Below are 12,948 nucleotides of genomic sequence, written 5' to 3' on the forward strand. Positions count from 1 at the left end.
TCTCCACCCCCAGCCCAACACCCCCCTCGTTTCCCTTCTTCTCCCCCTCCCCCTCTTTCTCTCGTTGGGTGGGAGGGAGGCCCTCCTTGGTGCCCCCCCCCCCCCCCCCCCCCGACCCACCCCCCGGCCCCCGCACCGCCACCCTCGTCTCCTGCCCCGGCTCCAAATCCCCCGCCGCCCCCACCGCCGCCCAACGCACCCTGGACGGTTACACCATTCCCGACTTTCCCGGCCAACTCCCTTTGTTCTAGACATATCGCCGCACCCACGGAAACGACCGGTCCGCACGGGCCGCTGAATCCGGCCGAGTTGACCGGTCAGATCGGCGAATTCCTGTACAGATAGGTCGAAACGGTCAATGTGGAATCCGGACTTCCGTTTCGGGGAGAGGGACAATACGGTGATACGGCGCCGTCCGGGCGCCGGGAAGGGGGTGCGGGATGAGCGTGTACATGTGGCCTCCCGCCGTGGTGCCGGGGCCGTACACCATCACTACCGAGGAGATCCTCGCCGAGGTCAACGGCCGTCACCCGGGGGCGGGTTGGCTGAAGCGCGCGGACGGGATGGCCAAGAACACCGGGATCGGGGAGCGGCGGTGGATGCAGCCCCTGGAGGCGATCACGGCGCCGAGCCGCAGCGGCTTCCCCGGGCCCGCGGCCTCAGCGGCGGGCGGGACGGGCGAGACCGGCAAGACGGCAGAGGCGGGCCCGCCGGTGCCGCAGACCGTCGAGGAGCGCACCGCGTCGGTGTGGGTGACGGTCCAGGACTGCGCGGAGCGGGCGGCCCGCCAGGCGCTGGAGACCGCGGGAGTCACCCCTGACCAGGTGGATTACGTGGTCACCAGCAACTCGACCACCCCCGCCCTGCCGGGCCTGGACATCGCCCTGTTCAACCGGCTCGGGCTGCGCGAGGACGTGCTGCTGCTGCCGTTCTCGCAGTGGGCCTGCATCGCCGGTACCCGGTCGCTGGCCACCGCTTCGAAACTGCTGGCCGCCGACCCCGGCGCGACGGTGCTGATCGTCATCGCGGAGGCGCTGAGCACCACCTACCAGCCCGACGACACCGGCATCGACTCGCTGCTGATGCGGCTGCTGTTCGCCGACACCGCGGTCGCCGCCGTCGTCCGCGGCCGGCCGGACCAGGGCGCGTTCCTGCGGCTGGACGCCGCGTGGCACCGCACGGTGCCCGGCACCGCCGACATCCACCGGCTGCACACCCGCGCCGACGGGGTGCACTACGAGATGGACCGCTCGGGGCCCAAGTGGGTGCAGTCGACGCTCCCGCCGATGTGGGAGTGGGTCCGCGGCCGTCACACCGACCCGGACTGGCACCCGGACCTGCTGGTGGCCCACCCGGGCGGCACCCGCGTGCTGGAACTCATCCAGGAGAGCGTCCCGAGCTCCTGGCCCGACGTCCCGGGGCCCTGGCCCGACCACCTGCTGGACCACTCCTGGAGCAGCATCGTCACCGGCAACCGCGGCGGCGCAGCCGTATTCGACGTCCTCGACCGCGCCCTCAGCGCGGGCGTACCCGCCGGAGCCCGGACCGTGCTGTACGGAGCGGCGCCGGGGCTGACGGCCACCGCGATGGACGGAGTGTGGCTCTAGCCCGCCGTACGGGACGCGCGGATCACAGGGCCGGTCCGGGCCCAACTGCCCGCCGCCGACGGTCAGTCCGGGTGACACCTACTCGCCGCCAGCGTTCAGTCCGGGGCGAAACTGCCCGCCGCCAGCGTTCAGTCCGGGGCACAGCTGCCCGCCGCCGACCGTCAGTGCGGATCACGCCCACCCGCCGCCGACAGTCGGCCCTGGTCACAACTGCCCGCCCGTGACGGCCAGTTGTGCCCACACCGTGCGCTCCCCCGCGGTCTCCCCGAGCCGCGTCCCCCACGCGGCACTCGTGTGCTGGACGACGAGGAGCCCGCGTCCGCTGGTCTCGGACACCGCGGGGCGGGCGGCCCGCGGCCTGCCGTGCGAGGGGCCGGTGACCTCGCAGATCAGACGGTCGGACAGGTGCAGCAGCCGGAGGGTCACCGGGCCGCCGGTGCCGAACCGCAGGGCGTTGGTGACGAGTTCGGACACCACCAGGGCGCTGCGGCCGTGGGGGTCCGCGATGCCCCACTCGGCGGTGCGGGCGCCGGTCCACGCCCGTGCGCGGGCGACCACCGTGAGATCGCCCGCGGGCAGGCGGAGTGCGGGCATGTCGGCCGCGGGCAGGCCGTCCATGCGCGCCAGGAGCAGCGTGAGGTCGTCGTGCTGCGGCGGCGGCCCGGTGACGTGGTCGACGACCGGGCCGACGACGGCGCTCAGGTCGCCGGTCGCGTAGTGCCAGGACAGTGCCTCCAGCAGGGCGGTCATCCCGTCGTCGAGGTCGCGGCCCGGGTGCTCCACGAGGCCGTCGGTGTAGAGCCCGATCAGGGCGCCCGGCTCGGCGGTGACCTCCAGGGCCTCGTACGGTTCCTCGCGGGCCGTGCCCAGCGGCGGGTGCAGCGGCGGGGCGAGCAGTTCCGCGGCCCCGTCCGGGTGGACCAGCACCGGCGGCAGGTGCCCGGCGCTGACCACGGTGAGCCGCCGGGCGGCCGGGTCGTACACGGCGTAGCAGCAGGTCGTGCCCAGCGCCGCCGCCGCGGCGCCCAGTTCGCCGTCGGTCTCGGCGGTCGCGTGCAGGCTCCCCACGAGGGTGTCCAGGTGGGTCATCACCTCGACCGGCGGGTGGTCGGCGGCGGCCAGGGTCTGGGCGGCCTGGCGCAGTGTGCCCATGACGGCGGCGGCTGCCAGGCCATGTCCGACGGCGTCGCCGATCACCAGCGCGATCCGGCCGCCCGACAGGCCGATGACGTCCATCCAGTCGCCGCCGAGGCCGGCGCTGTCGGGTGCGGCGGGCCGGTAGGCGCCCGCGGTGTGCATCGCCCGGCTCGGCGAGTGCGGCGGGCGCAGCCTGCGCTGGAGCGCCAGGACCTGCCGGTGCTCCCGCTGATGACGGCGCCCGTGCTCCAGATTCATCGCGGCGCGGAAGGCCAGTTCCTGGACGGCGAGCTGGTCGTCGCCGTCGAAGGCCCCGCGGGGGTTGTCCTCACGCCGCCAGACCGCGACCGTGCCGAGTACGCGCTGCCGCCGGTCGGCGTCGGGAACGGTCAGCGGCGCGAAGGCCACCGCGAGCGGGCCGTGGTCCGGCACCAGGGCCCGTATCAGGTCCGGGTCGTCGCCCAGGGCCCGCTCGATGGCGGCGCGGTCGGGCAGCACGGTGACGCCGGGGTGACCGGTGGTGTCGGAGGCGGGGTGGGCGGGCAGGTCCGGCAGGCGCTCGCCCAGGCGGAGGAAGCCGCGCGGCCACGGCCGGTTCCCCGCGCGGGCGTACGCGGCGCGGCACCGCGGCTCGGTCCGATCGGGCAGGTCCCCGCTCCACAGGCACTGCGCCAGCGACACCGTGACGGCGTCACCCCAGGGCAGCAGCCCTTCGGCGAGCTGGCGCGCCGTCGTTTCGATCTCCAGGGAGGTGCCCAGGGTCGAGGAGGCGGCGAAGACGTCGAGCTGGGCGCTGACGTCGATCAGGCTGATCACCACCCGGCCCGGAGCCGCCGGGAGGACCGAAAGCGACACCACCGCGGGCGTTCCGTCCGGCCGGATCATGCGCTGGACCCGCGCCAGCAGCGGGCGGCCGGTGGCCAGTACCCGCTCCACCCGGGCGGCGATCGCCGCCGCGTCCTCGGTCGGGAAGAGGTCGGTCGCCCGCGCGCCCGATCCGTCGACCACCCCGTCGAGCCAGGTCCCGGCCAGATCGGCCTCCAGCACGGTCAGCCGCTCGTCGACGACGATGATGCCGAGCGTGTCGTCCGACCCCGCCCCCGACGGCGCGCTCAGCGCACTGGGCGGCTGCTGCGGAATCATCTCCGTCAGCACGGCACCGACCCGGCCGCCCGCACCGGACGCACCCTCGGAAGAAGCGTGGCTGGAGTTGGGGCTGGTCATCACGGCAAAGTCCGATCATCCGCCAACGGTTGATTTCAGACATTACGGACAATTAGCCAATAAAAACATAAAGAGCAGGTAAAGCGACTCTTTGTTCACCATGACTCACACGGTGTACGGGCCGCGCGATCAGCCCCTCCCGGTGGACCCGCACGCCCCCACCTGCGGTCCAGGACCGCGTCCCGGCAAGAGCCCTCGCGGCACCCAGGAGCGCATCAACGATGCACGACGCGGCTCACCCGACCGTGCTCGCGCCCCGGGCGAGCCCAAGGGGGCGGTGGCGGCAGACGAGTCGAGCTGTACGCCGGGTTCTGTCGCCGGTAAATCTGGGTGTCGAGGTGGGGTCGCGGCGCCGCTTCCTCGCGAGTCGACGACTGCGCTCTTCCTCGCCTGAACTGGTCCGATGGTGAGTCGGTTCAGGGCCGATGCGGAGTCGATGAGTTCCGACGGTGGGAGAACTGGTTCTCCCCCGGCGCTCCCCAGTCGCGGATTCTCCCCACGCGCTCCCCAGAAACAGGACCGTGAGCAGCCCTGATGCGACAGAAGCCGCCCTCCGCGAATCGGAGAGCGGCAAAGTGTCGCAGCACTAGGAGCCGAGTCCTCCCGGCACGTACCGCTTACCGAGGCGGTCAGCTCGGCGCATCCTTTCGTACTCAAGATCAATCACGCAGGCACGGCAGGCGCGGACGTCGTAGCGGACGCCGGCCGGGGTGTCGATCTGGTCCAGGCTCGTGGTTTCCACCCCGCTCCGTGCGCACCTGAAGCATGAGCCGGTGGCCCAGAGGTAGAGCCGTGTGATGTCTTCGTCGTCCATGCCATCCTCCGCAAGAGGCGCTGCCCTACGCACTCCGGCCGTATCGGCGAGGCGATCCGACTTCGGTCCGGGGTTGTGCACGGTCTGTCAATCTGTTCAACGAGTTGGTCATGACCCGGTCATTCACTCATTCGAGTGAACATGTGTTCGAATCTAGCGCAGGGGTTCCGGCCTCGCGGCGTCGTGAATGCCGCGGGGCTGCGGAGGGGGCGGGGCGTCTCGCGGGTTCAGGGCGGCGAGCGGGTGGGCCTGCTAGATCAAGATCGCGAAACACTTCAAAGTTGCTGTGGGCTTATGATCAACAACGCCACAGCGTTTGTCGAGTGCCTGCACAACCGCCGCTTCCCGCCTGGGTTCACATCCGCCGCCGTATGCACGGCCGCCGTATCCAGATGTGGCGTGAGCACCGCAACCTGACGCAGGAGCAGCTCGCAGAACGAGTCGAGGAGACTCTGTCCCTGTCGTCCATCCAGCGGATCGAGGCCGGAGGAGAGATCCGCTTCTCTGCGATCATCGTGGTCGCCGAGGCGCTGGGTGTGCCCATCGGGACCCTCCTCTCCGCCGACCCTGAAAGCTGACCGCCCGCCAGCTCGGGGGCATCTGGCGGGCGGTGGTCACGCTCCCACTGTCCCGCTCGTGCAATTGCACGTCCACCCGTAGGACGGAATCCGGTAGCAACCATGTACCCCGGTATGGCCATTCGGCCATGCCCGACGTCCTGCTGCCGGACCGTCACGGCGCCGGCCACGCGCGGGCCCGCGGCTTTGCGGCACGGAGGCATGACCGGGCGTCCGCGCACACCACCACATTGCTGCCCGTACTCCCCTGCTCGACGTCCGCTGTGACGACGGCCTGGTGTGCGCGCTGGCAGCGGTGGCATGTGCCCGTGCGGCGGGTCATCGTGCGGGCGGGACGGGCGCAGCGTCCCGGCGGCCGATGTACGGGCGCGGCACGATCCCGTGGTCGCGGACGTGCGTGTGGCAGGCGTAGACGGGCACGCCTGGGCCGGAGCCCCCTTCCGTGGCGGATACGACCTGCGCCTCGTGGTTGGGCACCGCATGCCGTCCGGGGCCGCACCAGCGGGTCATCGGGAGACGTCGAGGTAGGTCTGCCACAGGGCGTTGCCCTCGGCGCAGCGGAGAATGTGGTGCGTGCACTGCGGGCAGTTCTTCCGGTGGGTGACGTGGGCGCTCCACGCAGGGCCTGCGGGGTGCGTGGCCCGGGGGGCCACAGGTTCCCCGAGGGCCGTCCCGGCCGGGTCCACTGAGACGGGGCCATCACCTGTGTCCAGCCAGTGCCCGCCAGTAGTCTGTGTCATGTCGACCCCTTCGCGGTCGTCCAAACCCCCGGGCCGTGTCAGCGGTCGCGGGGCTTTTGCTGCCCGCCTCGCATCGGCGACGCGGCGGGCACCCTTCCACGCTAGGGAGCTGATGTGCGTGAGCGTGAGCGATGTGCAGCGATGTGCATGCACGTAACTCGCCAGGGCGTATGACCATATGGCGACCTTGACCGGCCGTCAGGCCGCACGCGAGGGTGGTGCACATAGGTGCACCACCGACCCGAGGACGCCCGCCATGGCCTTACTGTTCATCGGCATCGACCCCAACACGGGGCACAACGGCTCCCCCACTGTGTGGGTAGACCCCGACGCCCGAGACCTCGTCGTGCAGAGCTACACCGCCGACGAGCGCACCCGCCAGGAGTGCGTGGACAACACCGCCCCAGGCCACGCGAAGGGAATCCCCGACCACGAGACCGTCATCCGAATCCCCGCCCACATGATCCCGATCCTGAGGAAGGCGTGCGATGCTGCCGAGCGAAGTGGACTTCAAGGGCCTGCTGGAAGCGACCCGGACGTCGGCCGTCCACTTGGAGATGCGTGACCAGTACGCAGTCGGCGACGAACGCGCGGACTTCGACCAGTGGCGAGCCACCGGGAAGCGCGACGTCGACCCCGAGTCCGACTACTGGACGCCCTGGGTGGAGTTGATTGCCCAGGCGCGCGATCGTGGCGTCATCATCCGCCGGGCCCGAATCATCAGCGAGCCCGCCACCGAATACATCCGGTACGAGCACGCGGGTACCGACGTGAACATCTTCGCAGGCGAACAGGTGCGATGGCTGCCCCGCCACCAGGCCGCAACCCTTCTCGTGCCGGGCGCCGACCTCTGGATCTTCGACGCCGAGACCGTGCTGTTCAACCACTTCACCGGCGACGGCAACTGGGCCACCCCGGACATGGAGCTCACCGACGACCCGGCCATCGTCCAGCAGTGCACGACCGCGTTCGAGCAGATCTGGGACCGCGCCATTCCGCACGACCGGTACAAGATCCACTGAGTCGAGAGCGCCGGTAGGACCAGCCCATGCCCGAATCCCCGTCGTCCTCAGCACAGGCCGCCCGTGAAGACGTCGCCCGACGGCTTCACGGCCTGCGCAGAACCGCTGACCTGACGGTCACGGAGCTGGCCCGCCGGTGTTCCTGGCACCATGCCAAGACCTCCCGCATAGAGAACGCGCGGACCCCCGCCTCACCGACCGACATCCGCCTGTGGTGTCGAGCCACCGGCGCCGAGGACCAAGTCGACGACCTGATCGCAGCCTCGCTGCACGCCGAGTCGATGTACACCGAGTGGAAGCGCCAAGCCCGAGACGGCCTCCGCAAGCTGCAAGACAGCTACCGAGCCCTGTACGTGTCCACCGAGACGTTCCGCGTGTACTCCACCACGCTCGTCCCCGGATTCCTCCAGACGGAGGACTATGCGCGTGCGCTGCTCTCCGCGAACGCCCGCTTCCTCGGGCTGCCCGATGACAGCGACGAGGCGGCAGCGGCCCGCGTCCTGCGGTCGCAGATCATCCACCGGTCCGGACACCGGTTCGTGCTCCTGGTCGAAGAGGCCGTACTGCGCTACCAGCTCGGGGATCCCGGGGTGATGGCCATGCAACTCGGCTACCTGCTCACCGCAGGCTCCCTACCGGCTGTCTCGCTCGGGATCATCCCAATGGCGACGCGGGATCGGCCGCTGTGGGCGACGGAGACGTTCAGCGTTTTCGACCGCGACCTCGCCTGCGTGGAGCTGATCTCCGCTCAGGTGAATATCACCCAGCCGAGCGAGATCAGCTTGTACCTGCGGGCCTTCGAGCAGTTGCAGTCGCTCGCGGTGTACGGCGCAGAGGCGCGGACGCTGATCGTGCGGGCGATCGAGTCGCTGTAGTGGCGCCGTATTCTGTGGTCATGCCCTGTCCGTCCTGTGTCCCGGCGCCGCTGCGTCCTGATGCGGCTGTCCTGAACGCGCGGATACGGCGGCTGTCCGAGGGCCGTACGGTGTGGGCGGCGGAGGATCTGGTCGAGCTAGCCCGGCTCCAGGCGGAGTGGCGGGCCGCAGTCGAGGCGGAGGAGCGCGCCGGGGGCACGGTTGTCGGACCCGAGTCGTAGCATCGCCGCATGCCCGACATCACGTACCCCGACGACCTCATCGCTGCGCAGAAACGGTCCCACCAGGCATGGGGCGATGTGCAGACCCACCGTATGACCGTGGACGCCGCGCGCCGCGCCGAGGCGGTCCCGGTGAAGGATGCGCCGAAGTGGATGTCCCCGGCGCTCCGCGAGTGGGCGCTGGAGGAGCGCGAACGGCACGCGGCCCTGATGGCCGAGGCGACCGCGGCGGCTGACGCACTGCACCAGACGCTCGCCGCGTCCGGGCTCGGTGCCAGCTATGACGTGGCGCAGGGGCTCCACCGGGCGGCGCGCGCGGCGTAGGCCCCGCCGCTCAACCGGCGGGGCTCGCAGCCACAGTCAGCGTGAATGGGATACGGCGAGCGTAGCGGCGGGGTCGGACAACCTGGTCAGGCCCGTCTCGTCCTCGCCGATCGCGGCCACGCGTCCGTGGCGGTCGGGCAGCCACACCTCCGCGTGACGGGGCACGGGCACACCTCGGCCGCTGGCGACGACCGTGGCGCGGCGTCCTCGCAGCAGACCGTGCCCGGTCCCGAGGCCGTCCCACGCGGCGGAGGCTACGCGCAGGCGCATGGATGCGGTCGGCCATGGCCCGGCGGACAGCAGGATGCTGCCAGCGCGGCGGGCGCGGGCGGTGATACGCCGGGCGAGCTGATCCGGTACCGGGCCGACGGGGCCGATGAGGACGACGCTCGCGGAGTCCAGAAGCAGCCCCACCACTTGCGGCCAGGATCCGCCGGGGTTGTCGACCCACAGTCCGGCGGAGATGTCGAGGCCCGCGTCGGCGGCGGCGAGTGCCCCGAGGTCCGGTAGGGCTACGGCGGCCCAGATTTTGGCGGCGGCTCCGGCGAGGGCGAGGAGCAGTGCGCGGTCGGTGGCCTCGATGGCCGATCCGGCGGGGAGTCCGTCCGGGAGGAGGCCGGTCAGGGCTGGGGGTACTGGGAGGCGGCGCACCGGGGTCGCCGGGGTGGCGCTGACTGCGCGCGGCCCGGTGGCGACGGGTCTCAGGGGTGCGGGTTCCACACAGGCACTATATTAGAACAGGTGATCGAACACGATGGGACGCCGCAGCTCAGCCGCCTGGACAAACTCCGGGTGACCGAGGAGTGGCTGGCCTGGGCGCTGGGGCGTGTTCGAATGCAGATCGCCGCCGCCGAGCACGAACAGGCGCGCGCTACACAGGAAGCGGCGACCGCCGAACGAAGAGCCCGCGCACTTGCCGGTTGGACGGTTGAGCGCCGCTGGCAGGGGCAGCGCGTCCACTACGGGTCGTGTCTGCGGCGCGACGATGACAACAGCCACCCTCTGGCCGGTCACGAGCAGGCGCGGGCTCTCGTCGACAGCGGCAAAGCGGAGGCGTGCCCGGAGTGCGCGGGGCCCGTCCTGGACGCACCGGCATGAGGTGGCAGCGCCGCGCCGGTCAGCAGGTGAACCACGGCTTGTCCGAGGCGGCACACGCGGCATCGCGGATCGCGTCCGCCTCTGCCCCTTGCTTCATCAGATCCAGGATGGTCTGAGCCTGCGCGCGGATCTTCGGCTCAATGCTCCTCGTCTTCGGGCGTCCCCGTGGCGGTTTCACCGCGCGCGACCTGACCGCCGAGCCGGAATCCGTGGATGCTGTACCCCGCCTTCCGAGCCTGCCGGATCGCCGCCTCTCTGCTGATCGGACGGTCGCCGATCCGTAGAGCAGGACCGTCCTCCGCGCCACCGATCGCCGCGACGAGCAGTGCGGCTGAGCGCTCGCCAAGCCGGACGGTGAAGGGCTCCTTCGCATGCGTCGGATAGTCGACCTTGATCACCCGGCCTTCAAGGTCGACGTTCCTCACGTCGATGGAGAGCAGTTCGTCGAGATGGACATCCCCGTCCCACAGCAGTGACCACAGGGCGCGGTGCGCAACGGGGGTTGCCTGGTCTGTGAGCAGTTGCGCCAGGGTGTCCGCCGGAACGGCGGTGTTGCGGCCGGAGCCGGGGGGGCGACCACCCTTGCGTGAGCGGCGGGTGGCCAACTCCTCTTCTGCGGCGGCGAGTTCGGCGCGGTCGTGGTCGTTGCCGTGTTCGGTGATGATGGTGCGGACGTGGTCGAGGAGGTCGGCGGAGCGGTCGCGGTCGCCGAGGACGCGGCCGTAGGTGTCCCACATTCGGTGGGGGATGCGGACGCGGGCGGTGAAGGTGTGGTCATCTGGCATGAGGTCATGTTGCCACACGGTTTTCTTCGGCGGAAGGCTTGTGTAGCCACACGCTTTCTGTTTACTGTGTAGCTACAAGGTTCGACAGGGGTTGCCGTCGAACCACACCAGTGCCCCTGAACCGAATCCGCCCGCGCCGCCCACTCGTCACGCAAGGATGAAGCCATGACCGAGACCGACACCACGCCCACCGCCACCATCGCCGACATCCGCGACCTCCTCGCCTACGGCGGCCAGGAGCCCGTCCTCTACGTCCAGAACGGGCCCGACGACGAAGGCGGCGAGCAGACCCTCGCTATCTGGGCGCGCGCCCTGGTGCCGCACCACCGCGTCGTGTGCTCCCGCGAGGAGGTCATCGACGCCCTCGGCGACGGCCCGGACGGCGGAGACATTGACGACGACCTCATCGAGGACTACCTCCCCGGCGTCCAGGACACCATCGACGAGATCATCCAGACCGCCGCGCAGAACAAGGCTGACTGCGCGGACATCGAGAGCTGACCGTCTCCGGGGTGGCGGGGGCGCGGGCGAACCCGCCCGCGGCACCGGACCGTTCCGGTAGACCAGAACCACTGCTCCCCGCCCGCGCGGGGTCGAACCATCCACCCGCCAGACCCCACGCCCCAGGGAGCACCCCATGATCGAGATCGCCAGCAACAACCCCGGCCGCACCGTCTACCCGTACGACCTCCTGGACGACGTCATGGAGGACACCGGCCTCAGCCGGACCGACGCCCACGCCGGGATCCACGCCATGCTCGACGACCTCATCAACCTCGACGGCGAAGACACTGTCATCCTCAGCCGCCGCCCCGTCGACCCCGCGCTGCTGGAGTCCAACCCTCGGTCGCTGGACGTCTACTACTGGCTGACGGTCAGCGACGAGACCGCGCAGGCGATCCGCGACGCCCTCGCCGCAACCAACCCGCGCTGACCCCGGACACGACGAAGCCCCCGAGCGTTAACCGGGGGCTTCGTAACCCCGCTGATGCGGGGAGCACTACAAGAGGTTCGCCATGATCGACCTGAACCTGCGAGTCAGCCCCGCGTAAGCGGGGAACATGCCGTCATTGCTGACGACGAGACAACTATGGCACAGCCCGCAGACCGCCCGCATTCGAACAGCCGAAGAACACCCCACCCCGCTTGGGCCGTGCCGCCGACTCCCCCGGCCGCACGGCCCTTCTGCGTCACAGTCCCGTCACAGCCCCCGGTCCGTGGCACCGGGCCGCACGCGCTGGGGCCCGGCGCCACTCCGCGCAGACGGGCGCGGCCGTGATGCGATGGTGGCATCGGGGTCTGACAGCGGCCCATTCCTTTTCGGTGAACGCCGGAAAAGCCTGATCAGGCGAGCGGTACGTCAATCTGCTCGTCGGGGCACGAGTCGGCGATGTCGGTGAGCGCGGCCTGCTCCGCCGGATCAATACTGAGGTTCCAGCGGGTCTTCACGGACACCCAGTCATCCAGGTAGCGGCAGCGCGCATCAGCAGCCGGAGGCATCCACGTCGCCGGGTCCTGGTCCGCTTTGGACCTGTTGGCCTTGGCGGTGACCGCCACCAGCGATCGGCTGTAGTCCAGGTCGTTGGCGTACTGCTCGCGCCTCTTCGCGTCCCACTGCGAAGCCCCGCTGTCCCACGCCTCGGCGAGCGGCACCATGTGGTCAATGTCCAGGCCGGACGGGCCGTCAACGGTGGTGTCGTCGTAGTAGGAGAACCACTCGCCTCCCTTCAGCTTGCAGTTCGCGCCGCGGTCCGGCGCGGTCACCGCCTCGTCCAGCAGCACCTCGTTACGGGTGTTGCACCCGTCCTTGTCCGCGTCCACCCAGTGCTTGAACTTGGTCCGCTCATACCCCTCGCGCGACTCCGCCGCCACCGGCAGGCGAGCCAGCAACTCCCGCACCGACACGGGCCCGGCGGCCGACTCCTGGGCGCGTGCACCCACCGTCGTACCGCCCAGCAGGGCAGCGGCAGCCAGCAGGGCAAACAGCGTGCGCTTCATCAAGATCCCATCAACGATCAGCAACTGATGGGATCTTGACTACCTGCCACAGACAGCCAACCGGGCGAGGCTCAGCCGGCGTTCACCCGCCAGAGGGCCCAGATCACCCATGAGACGGGGGGCCTCGGGTACGACACAGAAGGGCCGTGCGAACCGCCGCGATACGAACGGGGCGGACCGCACGGCCCAACTGCTACTTAATGGCCTGCGTCACCAGCCAGCCCAGCACCGCGACCCCAGCCATCGGGATCCCCAGTGCCGCCGCCTGCTTGTTCGCCGCCTTCGTCGCCACAGCCGACACCGCCAGCATCACAGCCAACGCGACCGCCGCATCCTGCTGCTTCCTTGTCATCTTCGTCTCACCTCCTCCCAATTGATCACCTCCCTTGATCGTCGCAGCCGACGATTTGAATGCAAGCCCCGCACGTCCCCGAACATGCAAACGAGCCCCGCCCCGGCCGGAGCCAGGGCGGGGCAACTACTAGTCTGGGACGATTCAGTAGATCACTAGTAGTTCACTTCGCG

16 protein-coding genes are annotated in these 12,948 nt (G+C 70.3%); 10 read left to right on the top strand and 6 right to left on the bottom strand.

What is annotated here, in order from left to right; all coding sequences use genetic code 11:
• The first annotated feature begins 440 nt into the window (after positions 1 to 440).
• Positions 441 to 1,607, top strand: a complete 1,167-nt coding sequence (locus tag ACZ37P_RS06890) for a beta-ketoacyl-[acyl-carrier-protein] synthase family protein (protein ID WP_467345249.1) — start codon at positions 441 to 443, stop codon at positions 1,605 to 1,607.
• A 204-nt stretch (positions 1,608 to 1,811) separates the two neighbouring features.
• On the opposite strand, the gene ACZ37P_RS06895 is transcribed toward ACZ37P_RS06890, so the two are convergent.
• Entirely contained in the window at positions 1,812 to 3,968 is a 2,157-nt protein-coding gene (locus tag ACZ37P_RS06895) for a SpoIIE family protein phosphatase (RefSeq protein ID WP_467345251.1), read from the bottom strand.
• Between the two features lie 586 nt (positions 3,969 to 4,554).
• Entirely contained in the window at positions 4,555 to 4,782 is a 228-nt protein-coding gene (locus tag ACZ37P_RS06900; RefSeq protein WP_467345253.1) for a hypothetical protein, read from the bottom strand.
• 323 nt (positions 4,783 to 5,105) lie between these two features.
• Between ACZ37P_RS06900 and ACZ37P_RS06905 the strand changes: the two genes are divergently transcribed.
• The 6 genes from ACZ37P_RS06905 to ACZ37P_RS06930 all read left to right on the top strand — a co-directional run bounded on the left by ACZ37P_RS06905 (position 5,106) and on the right by ACZ37P_RS06930 (position 8,542).
• On the top strand, positions 5,106 to 5,360 hold the full coding sequence (locus ACZ37P_RS06905; RefSeq protein WP_355344887.1) for a helix-turn-helix domain-containing protein: 255 nt from the start codon (positions 5,106 to 5,108) through the stop codon (positions 5,358 to 5,360).
• A 996-nt stretch (positions 5,361 to 6,356) separates the two neighbouring features.
• Positions 6,357 to 6,665 carry a hypothetical protein gene (locus ACZ37P_RS06910; RefSeq protein ID WP_467345255.1) on the top strand — a complete coding sequence of 103 codons (309 nt, stop codon included), beginning with the start codon at positions 6,357 to 6,359 and terminating at the stop codon, positions 6,663 to 6,665.
• A complete protein-coding gene (locus ACZ37P_RS06915; protein WP_467345257.1) occupies positions 6,589 to 7,122 on the top strand; it encodes a DUF6879 family protein in 534 nt (177 codons plus the stop codon). The genes ACZ37P_RS06910 and ACZ37P_RS06915 overlap by 77 nt, the downstream gene beginning before the upstream one ends.
• Positions 7,123 to 7,148: 26 nt before the next feature.
• Positions 7,149 to 7,997: a helix-turn-helix domain-containing protein gene (locus ACZ37P_RS06920; RefSeq protein WP_467345259.1), complete on the top strand. Its 849-nt coding sequence runs from the start codon at positions 7,149 to 7,151 to the stop codon at positions 7,995 to 7,997.
• Positions 7,998 to 8,017: 20 nt separating this feature from the next.
• A complete protein-coding gene (locus ACZ37P_RS06925; protein ID WP_467345261.1) occupies positions 8,018 to 8,218 on the top strand; it encodes a hypothetical protein in 201 nt (66 codons plus the stop codon).
• 9 nt (positions 8,219 to 8,227) lie between these two features.
• Positions 8,228 to 8,542: a hypothetical protein gene (locus ACZ37P_RS06930; RefSeq protein WP_467345263.1), complete on the top strand. Its 315-nt coding sequence runs from the start codon at positions 8,228 to 8,230 to the stop codon at positions 8,540 to 8,542.
• A gap of 36 nt (positions 8,543 to 8,578) precedes the next feature.
• Here the strand turns inward: ACZ37P_RS06930 and ACZ37P_RS06935 are convergent, their stop codons facing one another.
• The gene (locus ACZ37P_RS06935; protein ID WP_467345265.1) at positions 8,579 to 9,262 is read right to left on the bottom strand and encodes a hypothetical protein; all 684 of its coding nucleotides are present in this window, start codon (positions 9,260 to 9,262) and stop codon (positions 8,579 to 8,581) included.
• Positions 9,263 to 9,283: 21 nt separating this feature from the next.
• On the opposite strand from ACZ37P_RS06935, the gene ACZ37P_RS06940 reads away from it, so the two are divergent.
• The gene (locus ACZ37P_RS06940; RefSeq protein ID WP_467345266.1) at positions 9,284 to 9,640 is read left to right on the top strand and encodes a hypothetical protein; all 357 of its coding nucleotides are present in this window, start codon (positions 9,284 to 9,286) and stop codon (positions 9,638 to 9,640) included.
• Between the two features lie 137 nt (positions 9,641 to 9,777).
• Here ACZ37P_RS06940 and ACZ37P_RS06945 read toward each other — a convergent pair whose 3' ends face one another.
• A complete protein-coding gene (locus ACZ37P_RS06945; RefSeq protein WP_467345268.1) occupies positions 9,778 to 10,425 on the bottom strand; it encodes a hypothetical protein in 648 nt (215 codons plus the stop codon).
• A gap of 165 nt (positions 10,426 to 10,590) precedes the next feature.
• Between ACZ37P_RS06945 and ACZ37P_RS06950 the strand changes: the two genes are divergently transcribed.
• Together ACZ37P_RS06950 and ACZ37P_RS06955 are read left to right on the top strand one after the other, a co-directional pair.
• Entirely contained in the window at positions 10,591 to 10,926 is a 336-nt protein-coding gene (locus ACZ37P_RS06950; RefSeq protein WP_467345270.1) for a hypothetical protein, read from the top strand.
• A 136-nt stretch (positions 10,927 to 11,062) separates the two neighbouring features.
• Positions 11,063 to 11,359, top strand: coding sequence for a hypothetical protein (locus ACZ37P_RS06955; RefSeq protein ID WP_467345272.1), 297 nt, complete (start codon positions 11,063 to 11,065; stop codon positions 11,357 to 11,359).
• A gap of 410 nt (positions 11,360 to 11,769) precedes the next feature.
• Here ACZ37P_RS06955 and ACZ37P_RS06960 read toward each other — a convergent pair whose 3' ends face one another.
• Both ACZ37P_RS06960 and ACZ37P_RS06965 read right to left on the bottom strand, forming a co-directional pair.
• Positions 11,770 to 12,423: an HNH endonuclease family protein gene (locus ACZ37P_RS06960; RefSeq protein ID WP_467345843.1), complete on the bottom strand. Its 654-nt coding sequence runs from the start codon at positions 12,421 to 12,423 to the stop codon at positions 11,770 to 11,772.
• 193 nt (positions 12,424 to 12,616) lie between these two features.
• On the bottom strand, positions 12,617 to 12,775 hold the full coding sequence (locus ACZ37P_RS06965; protein ID WP_355344929.1) for a hypothetical protein: 159 nt from the start codon (positions 12,773 to 12,775) through the stop codon (positions 12,617 to 12,619).
• Positions 12,776 to 12,948 lie beyond the last annotated feature (173 nt).

The organism is Streptomyces sp. NPDC024632, assembly GCF_055559175.1.